We start from the raw sequence: 20,604 nt of genomic DNA on the forward strand, positions 1-20,604 counted from the left end.
AAACTTATTTATTGTCCAGCCATACTACCTTTTGTTCGGAGGTATGTTGTTGACCAATCACATCGCGGTACAGCCCGGGACGGCGGGCTTTACGGTAGCGATAACCACCGGCCTGCTGCAGCTTTTCAGGCGTCAGCGTGGCAATAGCGAAGCCGTCGCCCAGCTGGCGGCATTCTGCCAGGATATCCCCGAACGGGTCAAGGACCATGGAGCAACCGTTTTTAAGCTGGTCGTCGTCCATACCGATGGGGTTGGAGAACACGACGTATATGCCGTTGTCGTAAGCACGGGCGGGCAACCATTTCATGAGCCAGCCGCGGCCTTTGAGACTGTCAAACTCCAGGCGCAGGGAGGTAGGATCGGCTTCGCGGTTGTGCCACAGGGCAGGATCTACAAAGCCGGCGCCGGGGCGGGAAGAGGGCGTACACATGGTCACATGCGGCATAAAGAGGATATCGGCCCCCAGCAAAGCGGTAGCTCTTACGTTTTCAATGACGTTGTTATCATAGCAGATGAGGATGCCGCATTTCCATCCCAGCAGGTCAAACACCACGTATTCATCGCCGGGCGTCAGGTGCGGGTTAATAAACGGATGCAGCTTGCGGTATTTGGCCACCAGTCCGTTTTTATCCACGCAGACATAAGCTTTATACAGTTTATCGGCCGCATCTTTTTCAAAGAGGCCGGCCAGAACGGCGATATTATGTTCGCGGGCGATGGCCGTCAGCCGCTGGATACTGGGCCCGTCCGGAATGAACTCTGCCAGGTCCAGCATCTGTTCTTTCGACAGGTGGCGGGCAAAGGTGTACCCGGTAACGGAGCATTCATGAAAAGCGATGGCCTGTGCGCCATCAGCGGCGGCCTTCGCCGCCAGGTCGTTTATCTGTTGGAGATTATACGCTTTATCTCCGCTTTTGTTCTCGAATTGTGCGGTGGCTACTTTTAATTTTTCCATGGTTTCGTATATTCTTAATAGTTATATCTTTTGATTTTTGTGCCGGCAGCGCTGTCCCGTATCAGCTCGGCCAGCCGCTTCTCCCTGGTGGCAGCTTGTTTACCTGTCATCACCCAATGCGCGGTCTGCTTACGATACCCCGGCGCCATTTTCTGGTAAAAAGCCCAGGCTTTTTCGTTGGCCCGGAATTGTTGTTCAAATTCTTCAGAGAGCTGCTCCGACGCTTTCAATTCATAGGTGTATACAGCGGAACGCTCCAATTCCCGTTTATTGAAAGCAGCGAGGCCCGCCGGCATCATCCGGCCCTCCCGGGTAAGGTCTTCCACCTTCTTGATATTGATAGCGCTCCAGATGCTTTTGGGTTTGCGGGGCGTAAAGCGGATCGTATAACTTTCTTCATTGATGGATTTACGGACCCCGTCTATCCAACCATAACAAATGGCTTCGTCCACCGACTCAGACCACGACATACACTTTTTACCGGTACCGGTCTTGTAGTATCCAACCAGCAGTTCTGCTGCTTTATGATGATTTTTATCCAGCCATTTGCGGAAGGCGGCTCCTGTCTCGAAAAACACAGGTTCATTTGGATATTTGGTCATTTGGTTATTGAGTTATTGGATTTATAGATTTTGAAATTTACGGATTTACGGATTTACGAATTTCGGGGATTTGATCACTGTGTTTAGTTAAATTTTTGTTGAAAAAGTTAGTCAAATTATTCCACATAAAAGCAATATCACCAATCCCCGAAATTCGTAAATCCGTAAATTTCAAAATCCATAAATCAAAATGGGCTAGTTTTGGGCAAGCAGAAAACTGATATGAAAGATTTCAAGAAATATTTTAGCATCCCGGCTCCCCCGGAAGAAGTATATGCGGCGCTGACCAATCCGGCCACCATTCAGCTATGGACGGGCGAAGTAGCAGAAATGTCTACCGAGCCGGGATCGGAGTTCGCCCTGTGGGAAGAAAGCATTGTGGGCAAGAACCTTGAATTTGAGCCGGGAAAGAAGATTGTGCAGCAATGGTATTTCGGGGAAGATGAAGAAGCGCCGTCCATTGTGACGATCATCCTGCATACCGGTAAAAAAGGCACCGATGTGGAGTTGCGGCATACCAATATTCCGGACGAAGCTTTTGAAGACATCACTACCGGCTGGCAGGAAGCCTATTTTGGGTCCCTGATAGATTTCTATAAGGAATAACAGGTTGATGCGCCCACAGCCCAATAGTCGCCCAGGGCCTAAGCCCTGGGAAACATTTAATCATTTGTCTGATAAGGGAAGCTGCTGTCCAGCCAGTCAAAACCGATCTCCGCTTCCAGTATGTCGCGCAACTCATCTTCCGTGATGACGCCCTTTGCGTATATGCCGGCTACGATTTCCTGCTGGCGGGGCGATAGATAGGGCGCATGTGTACGCAGAAAATTGGCGGCATTGACCGCCTGATCGCCTTCCGAGATCGGGCCCGGATATTCAGGGTTTTGTTCCACCACTGCTTCCAGCATCCGTGCGAAAATAAAATCCTGTAGGTTTTTGGCCATGATCACGGCCTCGTTGGAATCGTGATATACCAGTACGATCGGCACGTCGTCCCCGTCTTTCAGGTTATAATAAAAGGCGTACCAGTCGCCCGCGCCGGTGTAACCCAGCGGAACAAACCGGTGGCTCTTGTCGGCAAACAGCATACCTGCTGCCACTTCTCCGGAAATATCTTTCTGGTCGATGATTTCAAAATCGATGGCAAACAGTAAAAAGGGCGGATGGTCTTTTGCGCGGAGGAATTCGCGGGAATACCATCCCGGTCCCAGTTGCCCCCAGGACAACATCCCGTCCCTGTCCAGTTGTTTATACAATGCAGGATATTCAAACTGATGTTCCTGCTCAATTGTCTCCAGTGTCGTCATCTTTCGCTATCGTTTTTGGCAGGGAAAGATACGGCTTATTTGCGCACGCCTGCACGTTTAAAGGTCTGCTCTCCCTGTTTCTGGTAGGGATTCATCACAAATGACAACAGGCTGCCATCCTGTTTGAGCTCCACCACGCGGAAACCATGGTATTCCACGCCCCAGCTGCCGCCTACGTGGCCGTCCCAGAGGAAAGGTATTTTTTCATCGAGCATTTTCACGCTGTCTTCCTGGTGGTCGTGCCCGTTAAATACTGCGCGGATATTGGGATATTGTTTGATGAGTGCCTGGAATTCCGGTGCGTCGATACCGTGTTTGGTCCACTTTACCGGGGTGATATGGACGAAGATGAAGATGTTGGCCGCCTTTTTATGTTGCTCCAGCTTTTCACGGAACCAGGCTACGTCCGGACTGAGGTAATTTCCATTGATATCGGCGGTGTCTCCCAGCAGGATCACATTATCGCCCATCACTACGTCGTGGTTGAGCGGAAAACCCCATGCCTGTTGCCATGCTTCCGGCGTCACATGGTCGTGGTTGCCGCGGGTGGCGTATACGTGGGAGTGGATCTGTTTGAAGAGGGTGGCCGCAGGTGTCATGAAAGACGGATCGTTGTGGACCACGTCTCCGTTGAGTACGAAGAACGCGCAGGGATTGTTTTTTTCGTAGATGCGGAAAGCTTTTTCCAGGTCATGGTAATATTGCTCCCAGGCTGTTCCCGGTTCTCCATAGTGCCAGTCGGAGCCGATGGCAAAGCGGAATACCGTTTTATTCTTAAAGTCTTTGCTGGTGGCTGCGGTGACGATCTTGCCACAGGCCTGGATAACGATGGCGGCGGATACGCCGCGGAAGAATTCGCGTCTGTTCATCATACATTAAAATTAGTCGTTCCGGCAGGAATCGACGGCTACACATTATATATTAACAGAAAGATCAAATTACGGACGACAGACCAGGAATGATACATATGCTATATTTTTATGGCGCTAGATAACTATGCGGGCGCCATTATCTCCCCCCTATAATCATCTAAAAACGGGCAGTTTATCATTCATCATTCGTCATCCATCATTCGTCCAGCCACATAGCCATGCCCGTTAAAAAAATATCAGGTCCGTACAAGATAATATCAATCTCCCAAAAGCCATAATCATATGTAAGATTTCACCATACATTATATTATAACTACATGATAATCAAATAAATACAAACAAAATATCCATCGATTGCAATTAACTGTTTTCGCCAGAGACTGGTCAACTTTCAATTTATTCAGAAAGAATTGTAATCAGATTGTTAATATTACCCTTAATCCTTCATTTTCTTACCCGCGCTAAATGATTTGATTGTAACTTTGCACCTCGAATAAAAATGGGGTTATGTTTAGAAGCAAGCGTACGTCTGAAACAGGTCCGGATGTGGTTTTAATCGGCGCAGGAATCATGAGCGCCACCCTGGGTACACTCCTGAAAGAGCTGCAGCCAGAATTGACCATCGAAATCTATGAGCGACTGGATATGGCAGCTGCAGAGAGTTCCGATGCGTGGAACAATGCAGGTACCGGTCACTCTGCTTTTTGTGAGCTGAACTACACGCCGCAGAAGCAGGATGGTTCAGTAGACATTAAAAAAGCCGTGAATATCGCCGAGCAGTTTGAAGTGTCCCGGCAGTTCTGGGCTTACCTGGTAGAAAACAACATTATTTCGAATCCGCAAGCGTTTATCCAGCGTATCCCTCATATGAGTTTTGTTTGGGGAGAAGAGAACGTGGATTACCTGAAGAAGCGTTACAAAGCTTTGCAACAATGCCATCTGTTTAAGAAGATGGAGTACTCCGAAGATAAAGAACAGCTGAAAGCCTGGATGCCGCTGGTGATGGAAGGTCGCGACCCGGCTCAGAAAGTGGCTGCCACGCACATGGAAATAGGCACCGATGTGAACTTCGGCGCGCTGAGCCGCGCACTGTTCAACCACCTGGAGCAGCTGGATGGCGTTACCATTCATTTTAATCACGATGTGCGTGATCTGAAAAGGATGGAAGATGGCAGCTGGCAGATCAAGGTAAAAAACCGCGAGACCCGCGAAAAAAATGTCCTTAAAACAGACTTCGTTTTCATTGGCGCCGGCGGCGGTTCCCTGCCCCTGCTCGAAAAATCTGATATCCCTGAAGGCAAAGGCTTCGGCGGTTTCCCGGTAAGCGGCCAGTGGCTGCGCTGCACCAACCCTGACATCATTGCCCAACATCAGGCGAAAGTATATGGCAAAGCCTCTGTAGGTGCGCCTCCCATGTCAGTGCCTCACCTCGACACCCGTATGATCGATGGAGAAAGAGCACTGCTGTTTGGCCCTTACGCCGGCTTCTCCACCAAATTCCTGAAAAACGGTTCCTTCCTCGACCTGCCTAAATCCATCAGCCTGGACAACATCCACCCGATGGTATCCGCCGGCCTCGATAATATTCCGCTGACCAAATACCTCATCGCACAGGTACGTCAGAAGCCGGAAGACAGGCTGGACGCACTTCGCGAATACTTCCCCGAAGCACGCATGGAGGACTGGAAACTGGAGATTGCCGGTCAGCGTGTACAGGTGATCAAAAAAGATCCTGAACATGGCGGCATCCTCGAATTCGGTACCGAAGTTGTCAGTGCTGCCGACGGCTCTATTGCCGCCCTTCTTGGCGCTTCTCCCGGTGCTTCTACCGCAGTGTCTATCATGCTCAACCTGCTGAAACGTTGCTTTAAAGACTACGTGGAAACAGAAGCATGGCAGTTGAAACTGAAAAAGATGATCCCTTCTTACGGTCAGTCACTGCTCAACCACCCGCAACTGTGCGAAGAGCTGCGCAGCTGGACCACTGAAGTACTGGAACTGAAAGCCATGGAGGCGGTAGACCAGGACTAATAAGCGATTATAACCTGTATTATATAAGGAAGCCCCTGCGAAAACGCGGGGGCTTTTCTGTTAAGCGTTATGGATTATCTGTTATCTGTCAGTATGCATGCCATTGCTGCCTACGATCACCCGTTTCACCATCACTTTGCCATTGTGCACCAGTTTAAGGAAATACATCCCTGCCGGCAGTCCTGATACGGAGATGGTCTTCGTATGGGTACCTTCGGCCAGCTGGCCATTCACCGGCAGCTGTACCAGTTTACCGCCCAGATCATATACGCCCAGTGTGGTACGTCCGTCGGACGGCAGTTGGAAGGTCACTGTCACCACGGAGCTGGCCGGGTTTGGATAAGCGTTCATCACCGCCAGCCCGGTTTCTTTGGCGGCGAGGGCTGTCCCTGTTTTAAATTTCACTTCCGAGTAGCTGTTCCACGCGTTGACGTTATTGCCATGCCCCAGAATTCGTACATGCCTGGCCGTTACAGCCGGGAAATTGAATGATTCAAAGCCGGCGGAGGTGCCGCTGCTTTGCAGGCCCGTTGCTACGCTGGTCCAGGAGGTACCGTCGGTGCTCACCTGTATATCGAACGAAGCGCGGCGGGTATCTCCTTTATAGAAGGCGATATCTACACCATTTATCGTGGTGTTGCTGCTGCCAAGGCAGAACCAGATAGACTGTTCACCGGAGGCTGACCAGCGGGTGTTCAGGTCGCTGTCGATGGCGTTGGCGGCTACGTTGCCATCGTCTCCGCTGGCTTGTGCGGGAACGCATACGGGGCCCGGACCGCTGCTATCGCCGATGACAGCCAGTTGCGGCGGGTTGGCGGCGGCTTCTTTTGAATTGAGGAAGATACGCGGATCGTGTGCCTGCTGGCTCTTCATGACGAAGGCAATTTTCTTCCTGCCGGCGGCCAGTTCGTTCTGTACGTAGCTGGTCACGTCCCAGGTGTAGTAGCGTGCCGTATCGTTCGTGAGCACGGTAGATGCCAGCAGGGTGCTGCCTGATGCCGGTTTATTATTCCAGGTAATGGTTTTCTCCGTCCAGGTGGTGTTGCTCAGCGGGTAAACACCTACCGGAACGCTGGTAGCCACGGTACCGTCTACACGTCCGTACAGCCGCAATACCACGGAAGACACGCTGCTGGCCGCATTCGTAAGGTCGAAGGTCAGGTAGGCTTCCCGCCCATTGTTGAGCTGGCCAGCCGGTGCAATCTTGGTAATGAGGAATGTGGAGTCGCTTACGCCCCAGGTGGTGCCGGCATTGGTACCGTCGCGGACGTAGGCGTCCTGCGTGGGTTTCAGCAGTGTGGCAGCCGGAGCGGCTTTAAACACGGCCGTGTAGGTAGTGTCGTTGTCGGCAACAGTAATGTTCTGTACCCGGTTGCCTCCGTGTGCCCAATGGTCAAAGATATAGGTGACACCATTGAGCACTTGTGGAGACGGGGCTTCCATAGGCCGCACCATGCCCGATAAAGCAGGGGTACTATACGGGGTGGTAAAGGGAATGTCATTGAGCCTGATCTGCAGGCCTGCGGGTTGTGTCTGCAGGGAAAGATGGGAAGTTACCGGGAACAGTTCCACGTAGGTGGTGTCCTGCTCACCGCGGCTGTCTCTAACGGAGAGGTATATACGATACCAGATATCTGTTTCCGTGTGTCCTTCAGCGGAGATGACGAATTTGCCGTTTTTCACGCTGTCCGGCGTCTGTGGTCCCGGATGTACGTGGTTGGCATGATGGAAGTCCACCCACCAGTGGAAAGCGCTGGCCGGCAGCGTGCCGTCTTCCGCATCGGTACCGGTGCCTGCAAAACTAACGGTATCGCCTGCACGGAATTTTGCATTATTCAGCGGTGCGGTGATGGTGGCTACCGGGAGGGTGTTTGGGGCGGAGACCGTCAGCCGGGCGTTGTTGCTGGTAGTACTGCCGGCGCTGTTGGAGATCACTACGCTGTAGAGGCCAGTATCTGCCGGTTGCACATTGGCGATGGCATAGGAAGCCGCAGTAGCTCCGCTGATATTGCTGCCATTTTTACGCCACTGGTAGGTGGGCGCAGGATTGGCGACGGCCGTCACGCTGAAGACAGCGGTTTGTCCCTGTGGTACGGTGACCGGCTGCGGTTGTGTGGTGATCACCGGCGGCTGTGTGCCGGTATACACAATTTTATACAGTGCGTTGTTATTGCGGCTCAGATAGTACAGGTTACCGTCGGGGCCTTGTTTGAGGTAGGTCATCCCGCCGCCCAGGCCGGTAGCAAAAGCCGTGCGGGTAGGAGAAGCGGGGTTGATATAGTTGATCCAGCCGCCGCAGTAATCGAGGAAAAAGTATTTCCCGTTGTAGGTAGCCGGATAGTTACTGATGGCGCCGTTGAAGAAAGTACCACCGTTGATGGCACAACCCTGGCCGTCTGGTGGGGAGCCGTCGCGGTTGGTGCTATAGCGGTACAGCGGATTGGTGAAGCCGGAGCAGCCGCTGGTGCAGTTACCTTCCTGGGTGGGCCATCCGAAGTTACGGCCGCCGGTGGTGCCGTCGTTAATTTCTTCCCAGGTGGATTCACCTACATCGTTGATGAAGATTTTGCCTGTCACGGGGTCTATGGAGTTGGTGAAAGGATTCCGTAACCCGTACGCCCATACGCGGCTGCGTTGGGCGCCGCCGCTGAAAGGGTTGCCCGACGGCACGGAACCGTCGGTGTTGATGCGCAGCACCTTGCCCATGTAGCTGTCAAGATTGCTGGCATTGTTACCTACCTTATTATCTCCTACAGAAACATACAGTTTGTTGTCGTTGCCGAAAGAGAGGCCACCGCCGTTGTGGTAGATAGCGCTGAGGGTGGGCAGGTCCAGGATGGCCGTTTCGGAGCCGGCCACGTCGCCGTTCATCGTAAAGCGGCTGACGCGGTTATGCGGGCCGGAGGTATGAGTGTAGTACAGGTAGATGTAGTGGTTGGTGGCGAAGGCAGGGTCTACCGCGATGCCGATAAGACCACGTTCCCCGCTGCTGTTGACCGACAGTGAAACAGCTGGTGTTGACAGGAGGGCGCCGTTTTTTATCACCCGCAACTGTCCTGTTTCCTGGCAGACCAGTATGCGGCCGTCAGGCAGGAAGGCCAGGGAAGTGGCACTGCTGATGCCGTTCACCACCTGTACCCGCTGGAAATTGGCCGGCAGGGATTGCGACAGGACGGTCGAGACGGACAACAGCAATAACAAGAGTATTGCGTATTTTTTTTTCATCATCAAAAAACTTTAAAGGTGGATAATGAGGGTGCAGAAAACATAGGTCGCCCATTAGCGTATAACCGTAACTGTTATACACTTTAAAATGATTTCAGGAGCAGACGGGCGCAGTCTTGCTCATGACGTTGATGGCATTAAGAGGATGTCATAAAGCGTTAGTTTTTTACGATCAATAAAAGGGTACGGTGGAAACGGGTTTTCAACAACACTTGGCTACAGGGTAGTTTCCGGGATTATCTCAGGTACGAGGCTGCAAATGGTCTATGGTTTCCAAAGTGTTTTTGGCGATTCAGATCCTGGCTGTAGTTCTAAATTATGCAAACGATTGCAGATTTCAAAATAGTTTTTGTGGCGATGAGTAAAAAAGGAGCGTCGGGATTAATCATCAGGACTTAAAGGAGGTTCTTTTTTACGGAATGGCATCTAAAAACCCGGATATCAATATATCATATTAATAATAAATAATATTTATTCTAATAATTTGATAATCAAATTATTAGAATAATGAAATGTAACCTTTTTTCAAATTTTAGTTAAATTTTCTTTTGATGAATTGTCAGTTTTAAAGTATTTTCATTGCAATGAAAAAAGTCCATACACAAATCGCTGATCAGATAGCCAGAAAAAAACCGGGGGCGCTTATTTTCCCTACGGACTTTCGGGGTATTGGCACCGGGGCAGCCATAAAACAAGCGTTGTTCCGGATGGCACGTAGTGGTACTATCAAGCGCTTGGCACATGGCATTTATTACACGCCGAAAATCGACAGCATACTGGGAGAATTAACCCCTGGAGCTGAAGATGTGGTCAGGATGATCGCCAAAAAGGAAAAAATCCGCATCGTCCCCTCCGGCGCTAATGCCTTGAATCTGCTTGGCCTAAGCACACAGGTACCCACCAAACTGGTATATCTGACTGACGGTCCTCCCAGAAAATTAAAGATTAGAAAACTAGAGGTCAGACTTAAAGCTACCTCCCGGAAACGAGTGTCCAGAACAGGAAAGATTAGCTCCCTGGTAATACTCGCACTGGAGGAAACAGCACTGCACCAGGTGGATGATGCCACTAAAAATAAAATCAAAAAACTGCTGGAGCAGGAAGATCCCAAAAAACTAAAACACGACCTGTCGTTGGCCCCGGCTAAAGTCAATGACTTTATTGTTAACTTATTCAAGCCTTTTACTATTATGAAAAAATGACCGGATGGCTTTCTCTGCCCAGAGAACAACAAAAAGCTGTATTAATGGAAGCTGCGCGAAGAAGCGGAATATCGGCTAATGCTATCGAAAAAGACTGGTGGGTAACCCTGACACTAAAGGCAATCTTTCAATTGCCCTACGCTAACTGTTTCGTATTTAAAGGAGGCACCTCCCTTAGTAAAGGATGGAGGTTGATAGAAAAGAGATTTCTTTCATTCCTTCGGCACACATGCTGGATTCGTACCAGAATGATTATCAATATATGACAACACACATGCTTCATGGAGAAATACCTGATTTTGCAGTAGTACTTGATGGGCTCGCAACAATATTGGAAAAGTTCAGAAATACTTCGTGACGCTATTCTTTTCCAGCCTCACCAACATTGCGAAAAAACCATAACAAAAAGTGAAAATCAGCTTACTCACCAGGTGATTTATTTCCGACCTTTATAAGCGTAAAACAAACACCATAAAATCAAACAAAAGCGCTCAGCGCTTATTTTTTGCAATAAAAATGCAAACGATTGCAGTAAAACGAACGGAAAAGATATATTGTCAGTAGTTGTGATCCGCTAAAAGCTTTATACATCAACCATTCATCCGGCACCAGACGCCCGGCCATTCACCAAAATCGATCATTTTCATCACCTATAACAACTAACATCACGTAATGAAAAAACTATTCCTCTCTTTGCTGGCGATCTGCTGCGCTGCACAAGCGATCTTCGCACAAACAGCGCACGACGAACATATGAAATGGTGGCGGGAAGCCCGTTTCGGTATGTTTATCCACTGGGGCGTATATGCGCAGCTGGCGGGAAGCTGGCAGGGACGGCCCATAGGCCGCGGCGGCGAATGGATCATGAACCGCGGTAAAATATCAGTGGCGGACTACCAGCAGGTGGCCCAATCCTTCAACCCGGTAAAATATAATGCAGACGCATGGGTAAAAGCAGCGAAAGACGCAGGCATGAAATATATCGTCATCACAGCCAAACACCACGATGGCTTCGCTATGTTCAAATCTGCCGCCAGTAAATGGAACATCGCAGATGCCACCCCTTACGGTAAAGACGTGCTTCAGCCACTGGCGGCCGCCTGTAAAAAATATGGCCTTAAACTGGGCTTCTATTACTCCCAGGCACAGGACTGGAACAACCCCGGCGGCGCTGCCGCACGCAAGGTAACTTCCGAAGGCTGGGCCAATCCCGACTCCGCTAAAATAGACGCCTATACAAAGGACAATACCGGCCATTGGGACCCGGCGCAAACCAGCGCTTCCATGGGTGAATACATAGATAAAGTAGCGGTGCCACAGGTGAAAGAGCTGCTCACCAACTACGGCGACGTAGCTGTATTATGGTGGGACACGCCAACCAACATGACCGACGAATATGCAAAGAAACTGCAGGCCGTGCTGTCACTCCAGCCTAATATCATCACCAATGACAGGCTTAAAAGACCCAACTTTCCGGGCGACTATAAAACACCGGAACAGAAAATTCCTTCACAGGCAGAACTGGATGGCCGCGACTGGGAAACCTGCATGACCATGAATGGCACCTGGGGTTTTAAAAGCTACGACCACAAATGGAAAAGCACGGAAACACTCATCAGGAACCTCGTAGATATCGCCTCCAAAAACGGGAACTATCTCCTGAACGTAGGACCAGACGCACTGGGTCAGTTTCCACAGCCCAGCATCGACGGACTGAAAGGCATCGGCCAGTGGATGAAAGTCAACGGGGAAGCTATTTACGCCACCAACGGCAGCCCCTTCGGCGCATTCCCCTGGGGACGCTGCACCAAAAAAGTGAAAGGCAGCAACACCACGCTCTACTTCCATGTATTTAACTGGCCCACTGATGGCAAACTGGTCATCCCCGGTCTGAAAAACAGCATCAACAGCACCCGGCTGCTCGCCGGCGGCAAAAAACTCAACACTACCTCCACAGCGGAAGGACTCGTTATTAACGTACCTGCTCAGGCTCCTGATACGATTGCGACTGTCATCAAAGTAGAAACAACCGGAACTTTATAAAAAAACAGGTGGCAACCGATGAGAACCGGACGCCGCCTGTCTCTCTATTTCCACAGCGTTATGAAAAATTTCCTGTTACTACAGCTTTTCTGTTGGCTGTTGATAGCCTCTATGGGCATTGCCATGGATAAAAAAACCGTTGATATCACCCGCTTTGGCGCGGTGGGCGACGGCAAAACACTGAATACAACCGCTATTCAGCAAGCTATTGACGCCTGCTCCGCCAACGGCGGAGGGAAAGTACGCGTACCCGCAGGCACATGGCTTACCGGCACACTGCTGCTAAAAAACAACGTACTGCTTCTGGTGGAAGAAAACGCCACCCTGCTCGGTAGCCCGGATATCAAAGATTATCAGATCGTAGACGGCTTTAAAGACGGTCTCGGTCAACAAATGGGCTATGCCCTGATCGGCGCCGTGGACGTAAACAATACCGGCATCACCGGCAAAGGTACCATCGATGGCCAGGGTAAACTGGTAAGAGCTTCCGGCGGCCACGAAAGACGGCCCTTCTTGGTACGCTTTGTCCGTTGCAGGCAGGTACAGGTATCTGACATACACCTGCAAAGTCCCACCGCCTGGACCATGCATTTTTTCCATTGCACAAACATCTTAACGGAAAAAGTCACCATCAGAAGCCGCGGACTGGGTAATAACGACGGTATCGATATCGACTGCTGCGAAAAAGTGGTGATCCGACACTGTGATATCGACAGCGGCGACGACGCTATCTGCTTTAAAACCACCAGTCCCTATCCCTGCCGCGATGTGACCGTCAGCAATATTAAAATCAACACAGGTGAAGGCGCCATTAAATTCGGGACGGAATCGGCTGGCAACTTTGAAAATATAAACGTCAGCCATATCGATGTGGCATTCGCCCGCGAAGGTGGTATCAAGCTTTTTTCTGTAGATGGCGCACACCTTCGTAACATCAACATCAGCGATGTAAAAATGGACAGGGTGAACATGCCCATCATTATCCGCCTCGGCTCCAGACTGAAGACTTTCCGCGAAGGCGACGCCCGACAGGAAGTCGGCAGCATCGGCAACATCAGCATCAAAAACGTAACCGTTAAACACGGCACCTGGACCGGCATGCTCATCAGCGGTATCCCCGGCCACTATATCGACGGCATCACGCTCGACAACATCCACATCAACATCCCCGGTGAAGGGACTGCTGCAGATGCGCAGGTAAACCTGGAAGAGCGGGAGCGCGACTATCCCGAAATAAAAATGTTTGGCAAACAGATACCAGCCTACGCCCTGTATGTCCGCCACGCTAAAAATATCCGATTCCATCGTATCACCTATACCAGCGATCTGCCCGAAGCGCGGCCGGCGGTAATTGCCCGTGACATCGACCAGGTACAGCTCACCAGCTGGTCCCTTCCTGGCAACACCGGTAAAGAGCCGCTGGTGCGCATCGCAGACTCCAAAATGGTGGAAATGAAAGCCATCAGACATCCCGCATCCGGACCGTTCCTGAAACTGGAAGGCTCCGCCCGGAATATTACAGTCGATGGCGCCGTAGCCGCCGCACCACCCATCGCTCCACTATGGAAAGAATTTGTGGCCGCCCGGAAAAATAATACCGTCCCCACATTACCCGACTTCTCCTATGCCGGTTATCATTTTTCAGAACAACCGTTACCCGAACTGACCGGTAAGAAAAAGTTTGATGTGACACAATTTGGCGCCGTTCCTAACGACGACCGGTACGACGACGAAGCCATCCAACGTACAGTAGATGCAGCAGCAGCCAATCCCGGCGGAGGCATCGTCTTTTTCCCAAAAGGGAAATACCTGCTGGCTCCCGATGAAGACAACAAAAAACAGATCCTTATCACCGGCAGTAACATTATCCTGCAAGGCAGCGGCAGTCAGGAAGGCGGCACAGAAATCTACCAGGATAAAAAGAGAATCAACAGCCGGCAATTTCTTTTCCGCCCGGCGCAAAATCAGCAACAAAAACTGACCACCATTACTGCCAATGCATCCCGTGAAACATTCTCCGTAGAAGTGGCCGACGCATCCCAACTCCAGCCCGGACAGGACGTCATCATCAGGCACCGCAGCGAAGCCTATACGAAATGGTACTTCGCCCCGCTACCGTTGAAACCCCAGTGGACACGCCTTTTCGGCGATAACGGCGGCATGCAGGTACAGGAAATACACACCATCGAAAAAATAAATGGACATACCGTCACCTTTAAAAATCCTCTGCACCTGGACATCCATCTCGTAGATAATAAACCATTTGAACTGGTCACCTATAACAGCCTCGAAGAATGCGGCATCACCGGTATACGCTTTTCCAGCAACTGGAAAAATTATCCGGAAGACTTCGTGCATCACAAAAATGAAGTCCACGACTACGCCTGGGAGGCTGTAGGAATGGAATATGTAAAAAACAGCTGGATACGCGACTGCGTGTTTTCAGACTGGAACGAAGGTATCAACATCCGCGCCGGCTATCAGGTTACTGTACAGAATGTGACCTTCCTCGGAAAAAAAGGTCATGCTTCCGTACATGCCCGTACCGGCTACGGCGTGCTGATCAAACAATGTTATTTCAACGGCGCCCAGCATCACGGCCCCGGCACCGGCTACAGCGCCGCAGGGACCGTCATCACGCAATGCGCGCTCGGCACCGACCAGAATTTTGATAGCCACTCCGGACAACCTTATGCCACTTTGTTTGATGATATCCGCGGCGGCGTATACTACAACCTGGGCGGACCGGAACCCGGTCATCCGCATCATGGCAAACAACTCGTGCTGTGGAACTTCTGTCATAGCTCCGCTAAAGACCAACATTACAATTTCTGGGATATGGAACGCCGCAGGAACTATACCATCGCAACACCGATACTGGCAGGCTTTCAGGCTGATTCAAAAGTAACCGTCGAACATGCAGGCATTAATGAGCTGCCCGGACAATCCGTCGCACCCGCATCCCTTTTTGAAGCACAACTGGCATTAAGGCTTTATGGCAAGGACATTACCAACTAACCTATAATCCATTTTATCAACAAAAACTAAGCGTTATGAAATTTCTGATCCCAGGATGGCAGGGCTACCCCCTGCGCCTGTTTTCTCTCATGATGTGCTGGTTATTGTCTGTTTGCGTATATACCTCCCCGTTATATGCACAGAACAAAACCATCACTATCAAAGGCCGCGTAACTTCCCAAACAGGAGAGCCTCTGCCCGGCGCCAACGTCGTGGTAAAAGGTACCACCCGCGGCGTTACCACCAACGTAGACGGCACTTTTAAATTAGACGTGCCTGCAAACGTTTCCATAAAAATCACCTATACCGGCTTCATCTCCCGGGAACTGAAAGTGGAAAACACAGACATGAACAACGTCAGCATCTCCCTGGCAACAGACAAAGGAGAACTGAATGAAGTGGTAGTGGTAGGTTATGGTACGCAGAAACGCGCTGATGTCACCGGCTCCATCACCTCCATCAACGCACAGGCACTCCGCGATATCCCCGCCGCCAACCTCACCTCCATCCTCAAAGGACAAGGCGCCGGTATCGATATCCAAAAAAGTGGCGGCAACAGCAAACCCGGGGCAAAACCCACCATCCTCATCCGTGGCACCCGCTCCCTCAAAGCAGGCAACTCACCGCTGTTTGTGGTAGACGGCATCCCGTTCAACGGTGATATCAACGACCTGAACCCGGATGATATCACCTCGGTAGATGTGCTGAAAGACGCTTCCTCCACCGCTATCTATGGCTCCCGCGGCGCCAACGGCGTTATCCTCGTCACCACAAAACGCGGAAAAAGCGGTAAAGCTGTCGTCACTTACAGCGGTTACGCCGGTTTCGTAAAACCCTCCGGCAAATACGACCTTATGAACGCCCGGCAATACGCCGACCTGAAGAAATGGGCCTACTGGAACGGTACCCAGGACCAGCCGCTCAAATACAGCGGCCCCGATGATCCGCAAATCCTCATCGACGGCTTCGACGCAGAAGAAAGACGACAACTCGCCAAAGGCAACAGCACCGACTGGCAAGACCTGATCTATAAAACAGGTATCATGACCAACCACCAGGTCGGCATCTCCGGCGGCAACGAAAAAACACAATTCGCCGCCTCCGCGGGCTATTACAAGGAAACAGGCGTTTATCCCGGCCAGGCCTTCGAACGCTTTACCGTGAAAGTAAGCGTAGACCATCAGATCAATAATACCTTCAAAATAGGCGTCAGCTCGCTCAATAACTTCTCTACCACCACCGGCGAAGGCGTAAACCCCATGGGACAAGCCCTGAGGGCCAGCCCCATGGCGCCCGCATACGACAGCAACGGCGTCGTGATCAATGACTTCCTCGCCGGCAGCCAGAAACAGATATGGAACCCGCTCGCCGATTTCCTCCCCGGCGCCACCGTAGAGAAAAGAAAACGGAACGGTACCTTCACCACCGCCTACCTGGACGTGAACATCCTCCCCGGACTCAAATACCGGTTCAACGGCGGTGCGGAAATAAAAAGCGATAACTACGGCAATTTCTACAGCAGCAAAACCACCGATAACCTCGGCAGCCTCAACACCAGCGCAAACAGGTACGGTTCCGACGTAAACTACACGCTGGAAAACCTGCTGACCTACGATAAACACTTCGGTAAACACCACGTCAACTTCACCGGACTATATAGCCTGCAGGAATCCCGCAGCCAGTCCAACAGCTACAATAACAACACCCTGCTGTCCGACGAGCTGCAATACTTCAACGCCACCTACGGACTCAACCTCGCCGGCAGCGGTTCCGAAAGCAAATGGGACATCGTTTCCTACATGGGACGCCTCAACTACAGCTTTAAAGACCGCTACCTGCTCACCCTCACCGCCCGCAGCGACGGCAGTTCCCGCCTCGCACCCGGCAACAAGTTCAAAGGGTTTCCCTCCGCCGCAGCAGGCTGGATCGTCAGCAATGAAGATTTTATGCGGGAATCCCGGGTGTTCTCCAACCTGAAGCTCCGCGCCAGCTACGGCCGCACCGGCAACACCGCCATCAATCCCTATCAGACGCTCGGCGCACTGAAAGGTATTAATTACAACTACGGCTCTACCAACGTTACCGGCGTATTTATCAATACCGCACCCAATGCAGGATTGCAATGGGAATACACTACCACCGCCAACTTCGCGGTAGATTTCGGATTGTTTAACAACCGTATCACCGGTAGCGCGGAAGTGTATTCCGCACAAACCAGCAACCTGCTGCTACCACTCCACCTGCCCGGCACCTCCGGCATCCCCGGCGACGTGCTGGTCAACGTAGGCAAAACACAAAACAAAGGGGTCGATATTCATCTCTCTACAGTCAATATACAAGGTAAGGGCAACGGTGACTTCACCTGGACGTCCGACCTCAACTTCTTCATCAACAGGGGCAAAATCACGGAGCTGTACAACGGCATCCAGCAGGACATCTCCAATGGCTGGTTTGTGGGGCAGCCTATCGGCGCCTTCTACGACTATCAGCGCGTCGGCATCTGGCAGAATAACAAGTCAGACTCGCTCCTCGCACAACGGTACGGACAGAAAATAACCGGCAACTCCTCCGTAATTGGCACCATCCGCGTGAAAGACGTCAACAACGACAGCACTTTCAGCGACGCCGACAAAACCATTGTTGGCTCCCCGCAAGCCAAATGGGAAGGAGGCATGACCAACCGCTTCAGCTACAAAGGCTTTGACCTTACCGTGGTGATGTATGCCCGCATCGGTAGCACGCTCAACAGCAAACTGTATGGCGGCGGCTTTGCCAACACTTTCCAGGGTAACTACAATAACCTGAATGTGCCCTACTGGACACCTTACAACGGAGAAAATCATTTCCCCAAACCCAACCAGTCCAGGACACAGACCCAATACAACGCTACCCTGGGTTACTTCAACGGCAGCTACCTGAAAATAAGGACGCTGAGCCTGGGCTACAACGTCCCCGGTTCTTTTGTACAAAAGCTGAAAGCCCGGTCCCTGCGGGTATACGTAACTGCTCAGGACCCTTTCATCTTCTTCTCCGATTACCGCAACAAGTACCATGGCGTAGATCCGGAATCTGCCGGCAATATCAACGCAGATACCCCCGCCACCTGGTCCATGCTCTTCGGTGTAAACCTTACTTTATAAACCTTCAAAATTGTGTGTGATGAAAAAGATATGGTTCGCTGCAGGCATACTCACCGCCGCTTCTCTCCTGGGAGGCTGCAGCAAAATGTTGAATGAAACACCCCGGGCCGTGCTGGTACCGGATTTCTATAAAACGTCACAGGGCGTAAACGCCGCACTGGACGCCTCATATGCAGGTACCCGCACCGTCTGGGGCTGCGAAGATTATTTCTCCATGACCACACCCGGCACAGACGAATTTAAAAGGGGCAATGACGGTAACCAGAACTTCATGACCTACGATCCGGGCCTGCTGCCCAGCGATGGCAAGTTCAAAGCACAATGGAACAATATTTACACGTATATCAACACCTGTAACGCGGTGATCCAGTTCGCTCCCGAGGCCACCGGCATTTCCGAAGATATCCGTAAAAAAGCCATCGCAGAAGCGAAATTCCTGCGGGCCAACTATTACTTTGTGCTGGTGCAGCTTTGGGGAGATGTGACCCTCTCCACTTCCTTCATCTCCGGGCCTGTTACCTCGGCCGACCGCCATCCGCTCGCCAAAGTATACGACGCCATCATCACCGATCTGAAAGAAGCTATTCCCAACCTGGCGCCCGGCCCCAAAGGCATAGACCCCGGCCGCGCCAACGCCGCCGCCGCCAAACATGTGCTGGCCAAAGTTTACCTGACCCGCGCCGGCAGCAAAGCCGCCAAACCTACCGACTACCAGGACGCCGCAGCAACAGCGATAGACCTGCTCACGAATGCACCGTCACTCGGACTGAACCTGCTCCCTGATTTCGGCAGCGTATTCTCCGAAGGCAACGAAAACAACGCAGAAGTGCTGTGGACCGTACAACATACCGCCAGCCTGGCTTACAACGGTTCTCCCAACCAGGATAACCGCACGCCGGACAACATGCTGGTACATCTTTTCGTACCACAATACGAAAAAATCGACGGCATGGGCCGTAACATCAAAGATGGCCGTCCCTACATCCGTACCGTGCCCACCAAATGGCTGACAGACACTGTTTTTGCGGAAAGGAAAAACGATACCCGCTTTAACAAGAGCTTCCAGACAGTATGGTTCTGCAACAACGCCAGCAGCATCCCCGTATGGCCTAATCCGCTGCCGCCGGGCGCTCCGGCCGGCGCCGCTCCCGGTCGGCCGAAAATGAAGCTGGGCGATACCTGCATCTACATGCCGCAGGGAACTTTCTCCAATGCACAGATAGCTGCGGCTCCTTACACACTGATACCGTCCAGCAAATACTCCATCAAAATGTCACCGGCCCTGTCCAAATATGTTGATACCAAACGTTCTGATATGAACGCGCCCTCCATCCGGCCCCTGATCGCTTACCGCCTTGCAGAAACATACCTGGTGGCGGCCGAAGCGCTGATGCAGAGCGGGCGTACCGCCGAAGCAGTACCGTATGTGAACGCCGTCAGGGAAAGGGCCGCTTTCCCCACCGGCGATAAAACCCAAATGGATATCACCGCTGCCGACCTTAACATCGACTTCATCCTCGATGAACGCTCCCGTGAACTGGCCGGCGAAAACGTGCGCTGGCTGGACCTCGTAAGGACCGGCACCTTGCTCACCCGCTTACAGAAACATTGCGACGACAACGCCAGGATCAACTTCAAATCGCCCAAACACTGGCTGCGCCCTATTCCGCAGGACCAGATAGACGCCACCACCACCGGCACGCCTTATCCGCAGAACCCCGGCTGGTAACTGTCAGCAATCGTTGTATTCACAAAAAAGGGTTAGTGCAGTTGCACTAACCCTTTCGTCTATACGAAATTGATTTTCTACAATCGTTCCAATCCCCCTACCATGCTGAAAGTGATCACACCCAGTACAATGAGGGTAATCACCACATAGAGGTAATCCTTCTCCAGTAAAAAAGCAAAAACGGAAAGGCCTATACGGATAATAGGCGTGGCAATCAGCAGTACGATCCCCAGCTGGATCACATTCATGCCCTTGCCTTCCATAATACCCGTGAAGATACCCGGCAGGTTGTCAAGCCCCTGCCGCACACCGGCAAAAGTACCGTAGTTGGGGGCTTCATGTCCGTGACGGTACAGGTATACCACCCCGCCCAGGAATACGATGATGCTGGAAGTGATAACACCCACCCGGAGTTGTTTACCGATCAGCTGCTGTATATCTTTATCAGCCCAGAAATGTTTCGATAATAAGCGCTTCATG

13 protein-coding genes are annotated in these 20,604 nt (G+C 51.5%); 7 read left to right on the top strand and 6 right to left on the bottom strand.

Annotated elements, in window-relative coordinates; genetic code table 11:
* Positions 1-4: 4 nt before the first annotated feature.
* Together B5D63_RS11685 and B5D63_RS11690 are read right to left on the bottom strand one after the other, a co-directional pair.
* Positions 5-955: a nitrilase family protein gene (locus B5D63_RS11685; protein ID WP_078668986.1), complete on the bottom strand. Its 951-nt coding sequence runs from the start codon at positions 953-955 to the stop codon at positions 5-7.
* A 14-nt stretch (positions 956-969) separates the two neighbouring features.
* A complete protein-coding gene (locus B5D63_RS11690; RefSeq protein WP_078668987.1) occupies positions 970-1,557 on the bottom strand; it encodes a YdeI/OmpD-associated family protein in 588 nt (195 codons plus the stop codon).
* 222 nt (positions 1,558-1,779) lie between these two features.
* Between B5D63_RS11690 and B5D63_RS11695 the strand changes: the two genes are divergently transcribed.
* Positions 1,780-2,163, top strand: coding sequence for an SRPBCC domain-containing protein (locus B5D63_RS11695; protein ID WP_078670287.1), 384 nt, complete (start codon positions 1,780-1,782; stop codon positions 2,161-2,163).
* Between the two features lie 56 nt (positions 2,164-2,219).
* On the opposite strand, the gene B5D63_RS11700 is transcribed toward B5D63_RS11695, so the two are convergent.
* On the bottom strand, positions 2,220-2,864 hold the full coding sequence (locus B5D63_RS11700; RefSeq protein ID WP_078668988.1) for an SMI1/KNR4 family protein: 645 nt from the start codon (positions 2,862-2,864) through the stop codon (positions 2,220-2,222).
* Positions 2,865-2,899: 35 nt separating this feature from the next.
* Positions 2,900-3,736 (bottom strand): metallophosphoesterase family protein, encoded by an 837-nt coding sequence (locus B5D63_RS11705; RefSeq protein WP_078668989.1) that lies wholly within the window; start codon positions 3,734-3,736, stop codon positions 2,900-2,902.
* Positions 3,737-4,243: 507 nt separating this feature from the next.
* Between B5D63_RS11705 and B5D63_RS11710 the strand changes: the two genes are divergently transcribed.
* Positions 4,244-5,767, top strand: a complete 1,524-nt coding sequence (locus tag B5D63_RS11710) for a malate:quinone oxidoreductase (RefSeq protein ID WP_078668990.1) — start codon at positions 4,244-4,246, stop codon at positions 5,765-5,767.
* Between the two features lie 81 nt (positions 5,768-5,848).
* On the opposite strand, the gene B5D63_RS11715 is transcribed toward B5D63_RS11710, so the two are convergent.
* Positions 5,849-8,995 (bottom strand): PQQ-dependent sugar dehydrogenase, encoded by a 3,147-nt coding sequence (locus B5D63_RS11715; protein ID WP_078668991.1) that lies wholly within the window; start codon positions 8,993-8,995, stop codon positions 5,849-5,851.
* A 581-nt stretch (positions 8,996-9,576) separates the two neighbouring features.
* Here B5D63_RS11715 and B5D63_RS11720 point away from each other — a divergent pair.
* The 5 genes from B5D63_RS11720 (at position 9,577) to B5D63_RS11745 (ending at position 20,124) form a co-directional block, all read left to right on the top strand.
* Complete coding sequence (locus B5D63_RS11720) at positions 9,577-10,194, top strand: DUF6088 family protein (RefSeq protein ID WP_078668992.1); 618 nt, start codon at positions 9,577-9,579, stop codon at positions 10,192-10,194.
* A 672-nt stretch (positions 10,195-10,866) separates the two neighbouring features.
* Positions 10,867-12,237: an alpha-L-fucosidase gene (locus B5D63_RS11730; protein WP_078668994.1), complete on the top strand. Its 1,371-nt coding sequence runs from the start codon at positions 10,867-10,869 to the stop codon at positions 12,235-12,237.
* An 18-nt stretch (positions 12,238-12,255) separates the two neighbouring features.
* Positions 12,256-15,255 carry a DUF4955 domain-containing protein gene (locus B5D63_RS11735; protein WP_078668995.1) on the top strand — a complete coding sequence of 1,000 codons (3,000 nt, stop codon included), beginning with the start codon at positions 12,256-12,258 and terminating at the stop codon, positions 15,253-15,255.
* A 35-nt stretch (positions 15,256-15,290) separates the two neighbouring features.
* Positions 15,291-18,395 (top strand): SusC/RagA family TonB-linked outer membrane protein, encoded by a 3,105-nt coding sequence (locus B5D63_RS11740; protein ID WP_200816990.1) that lies wholly within the window; start codon positions 15,291-15,293, stop codon positions 18,393-18,395.
* A gap of 19 nt (positions 18,396-18,414) precedes the next feature.
* Positions 18,415-20,124, top strand: coding sequence for a RagB/SusD family nutrient uptake outer membrane protein (locus tag B5D63_RS11745; protein WP_078668996.1), 1,710 nt, complete (start codon positions 18,415-18,417; stop codon positions 20,122-20,124).
* Positions 20,125-20,201: 77 nt separating this feature from the next.
* Here B5D63_RS11745 and B5D63_RS11750 read toward each other — a convergent pair whose 3' ends face one another.
* Positions 20,202-20,603 (bottom strand): DUF1634 domain-containing protein, encoded by a 402-nt coding sequence (locus tag B5D63_RS11750; protein ID WP_078668997.1) that lies wholly within the window; start codon positions 20,601-20,603, stop codon positions 20,202-20,204.
* Position 20,604 lies beyond the last annotated feature (1 nt).

It is taken from the genome of Chitinophaga eiseniae (assembly GCF_900167135.1).
Taxonomy (GTDB): domain Bacteria; phylum Bacteroidota; class Bacteroidia; order Chitinophagales; family Chitinophagaceae; genus Chitinophaga; species Chitinophaga eiseniae.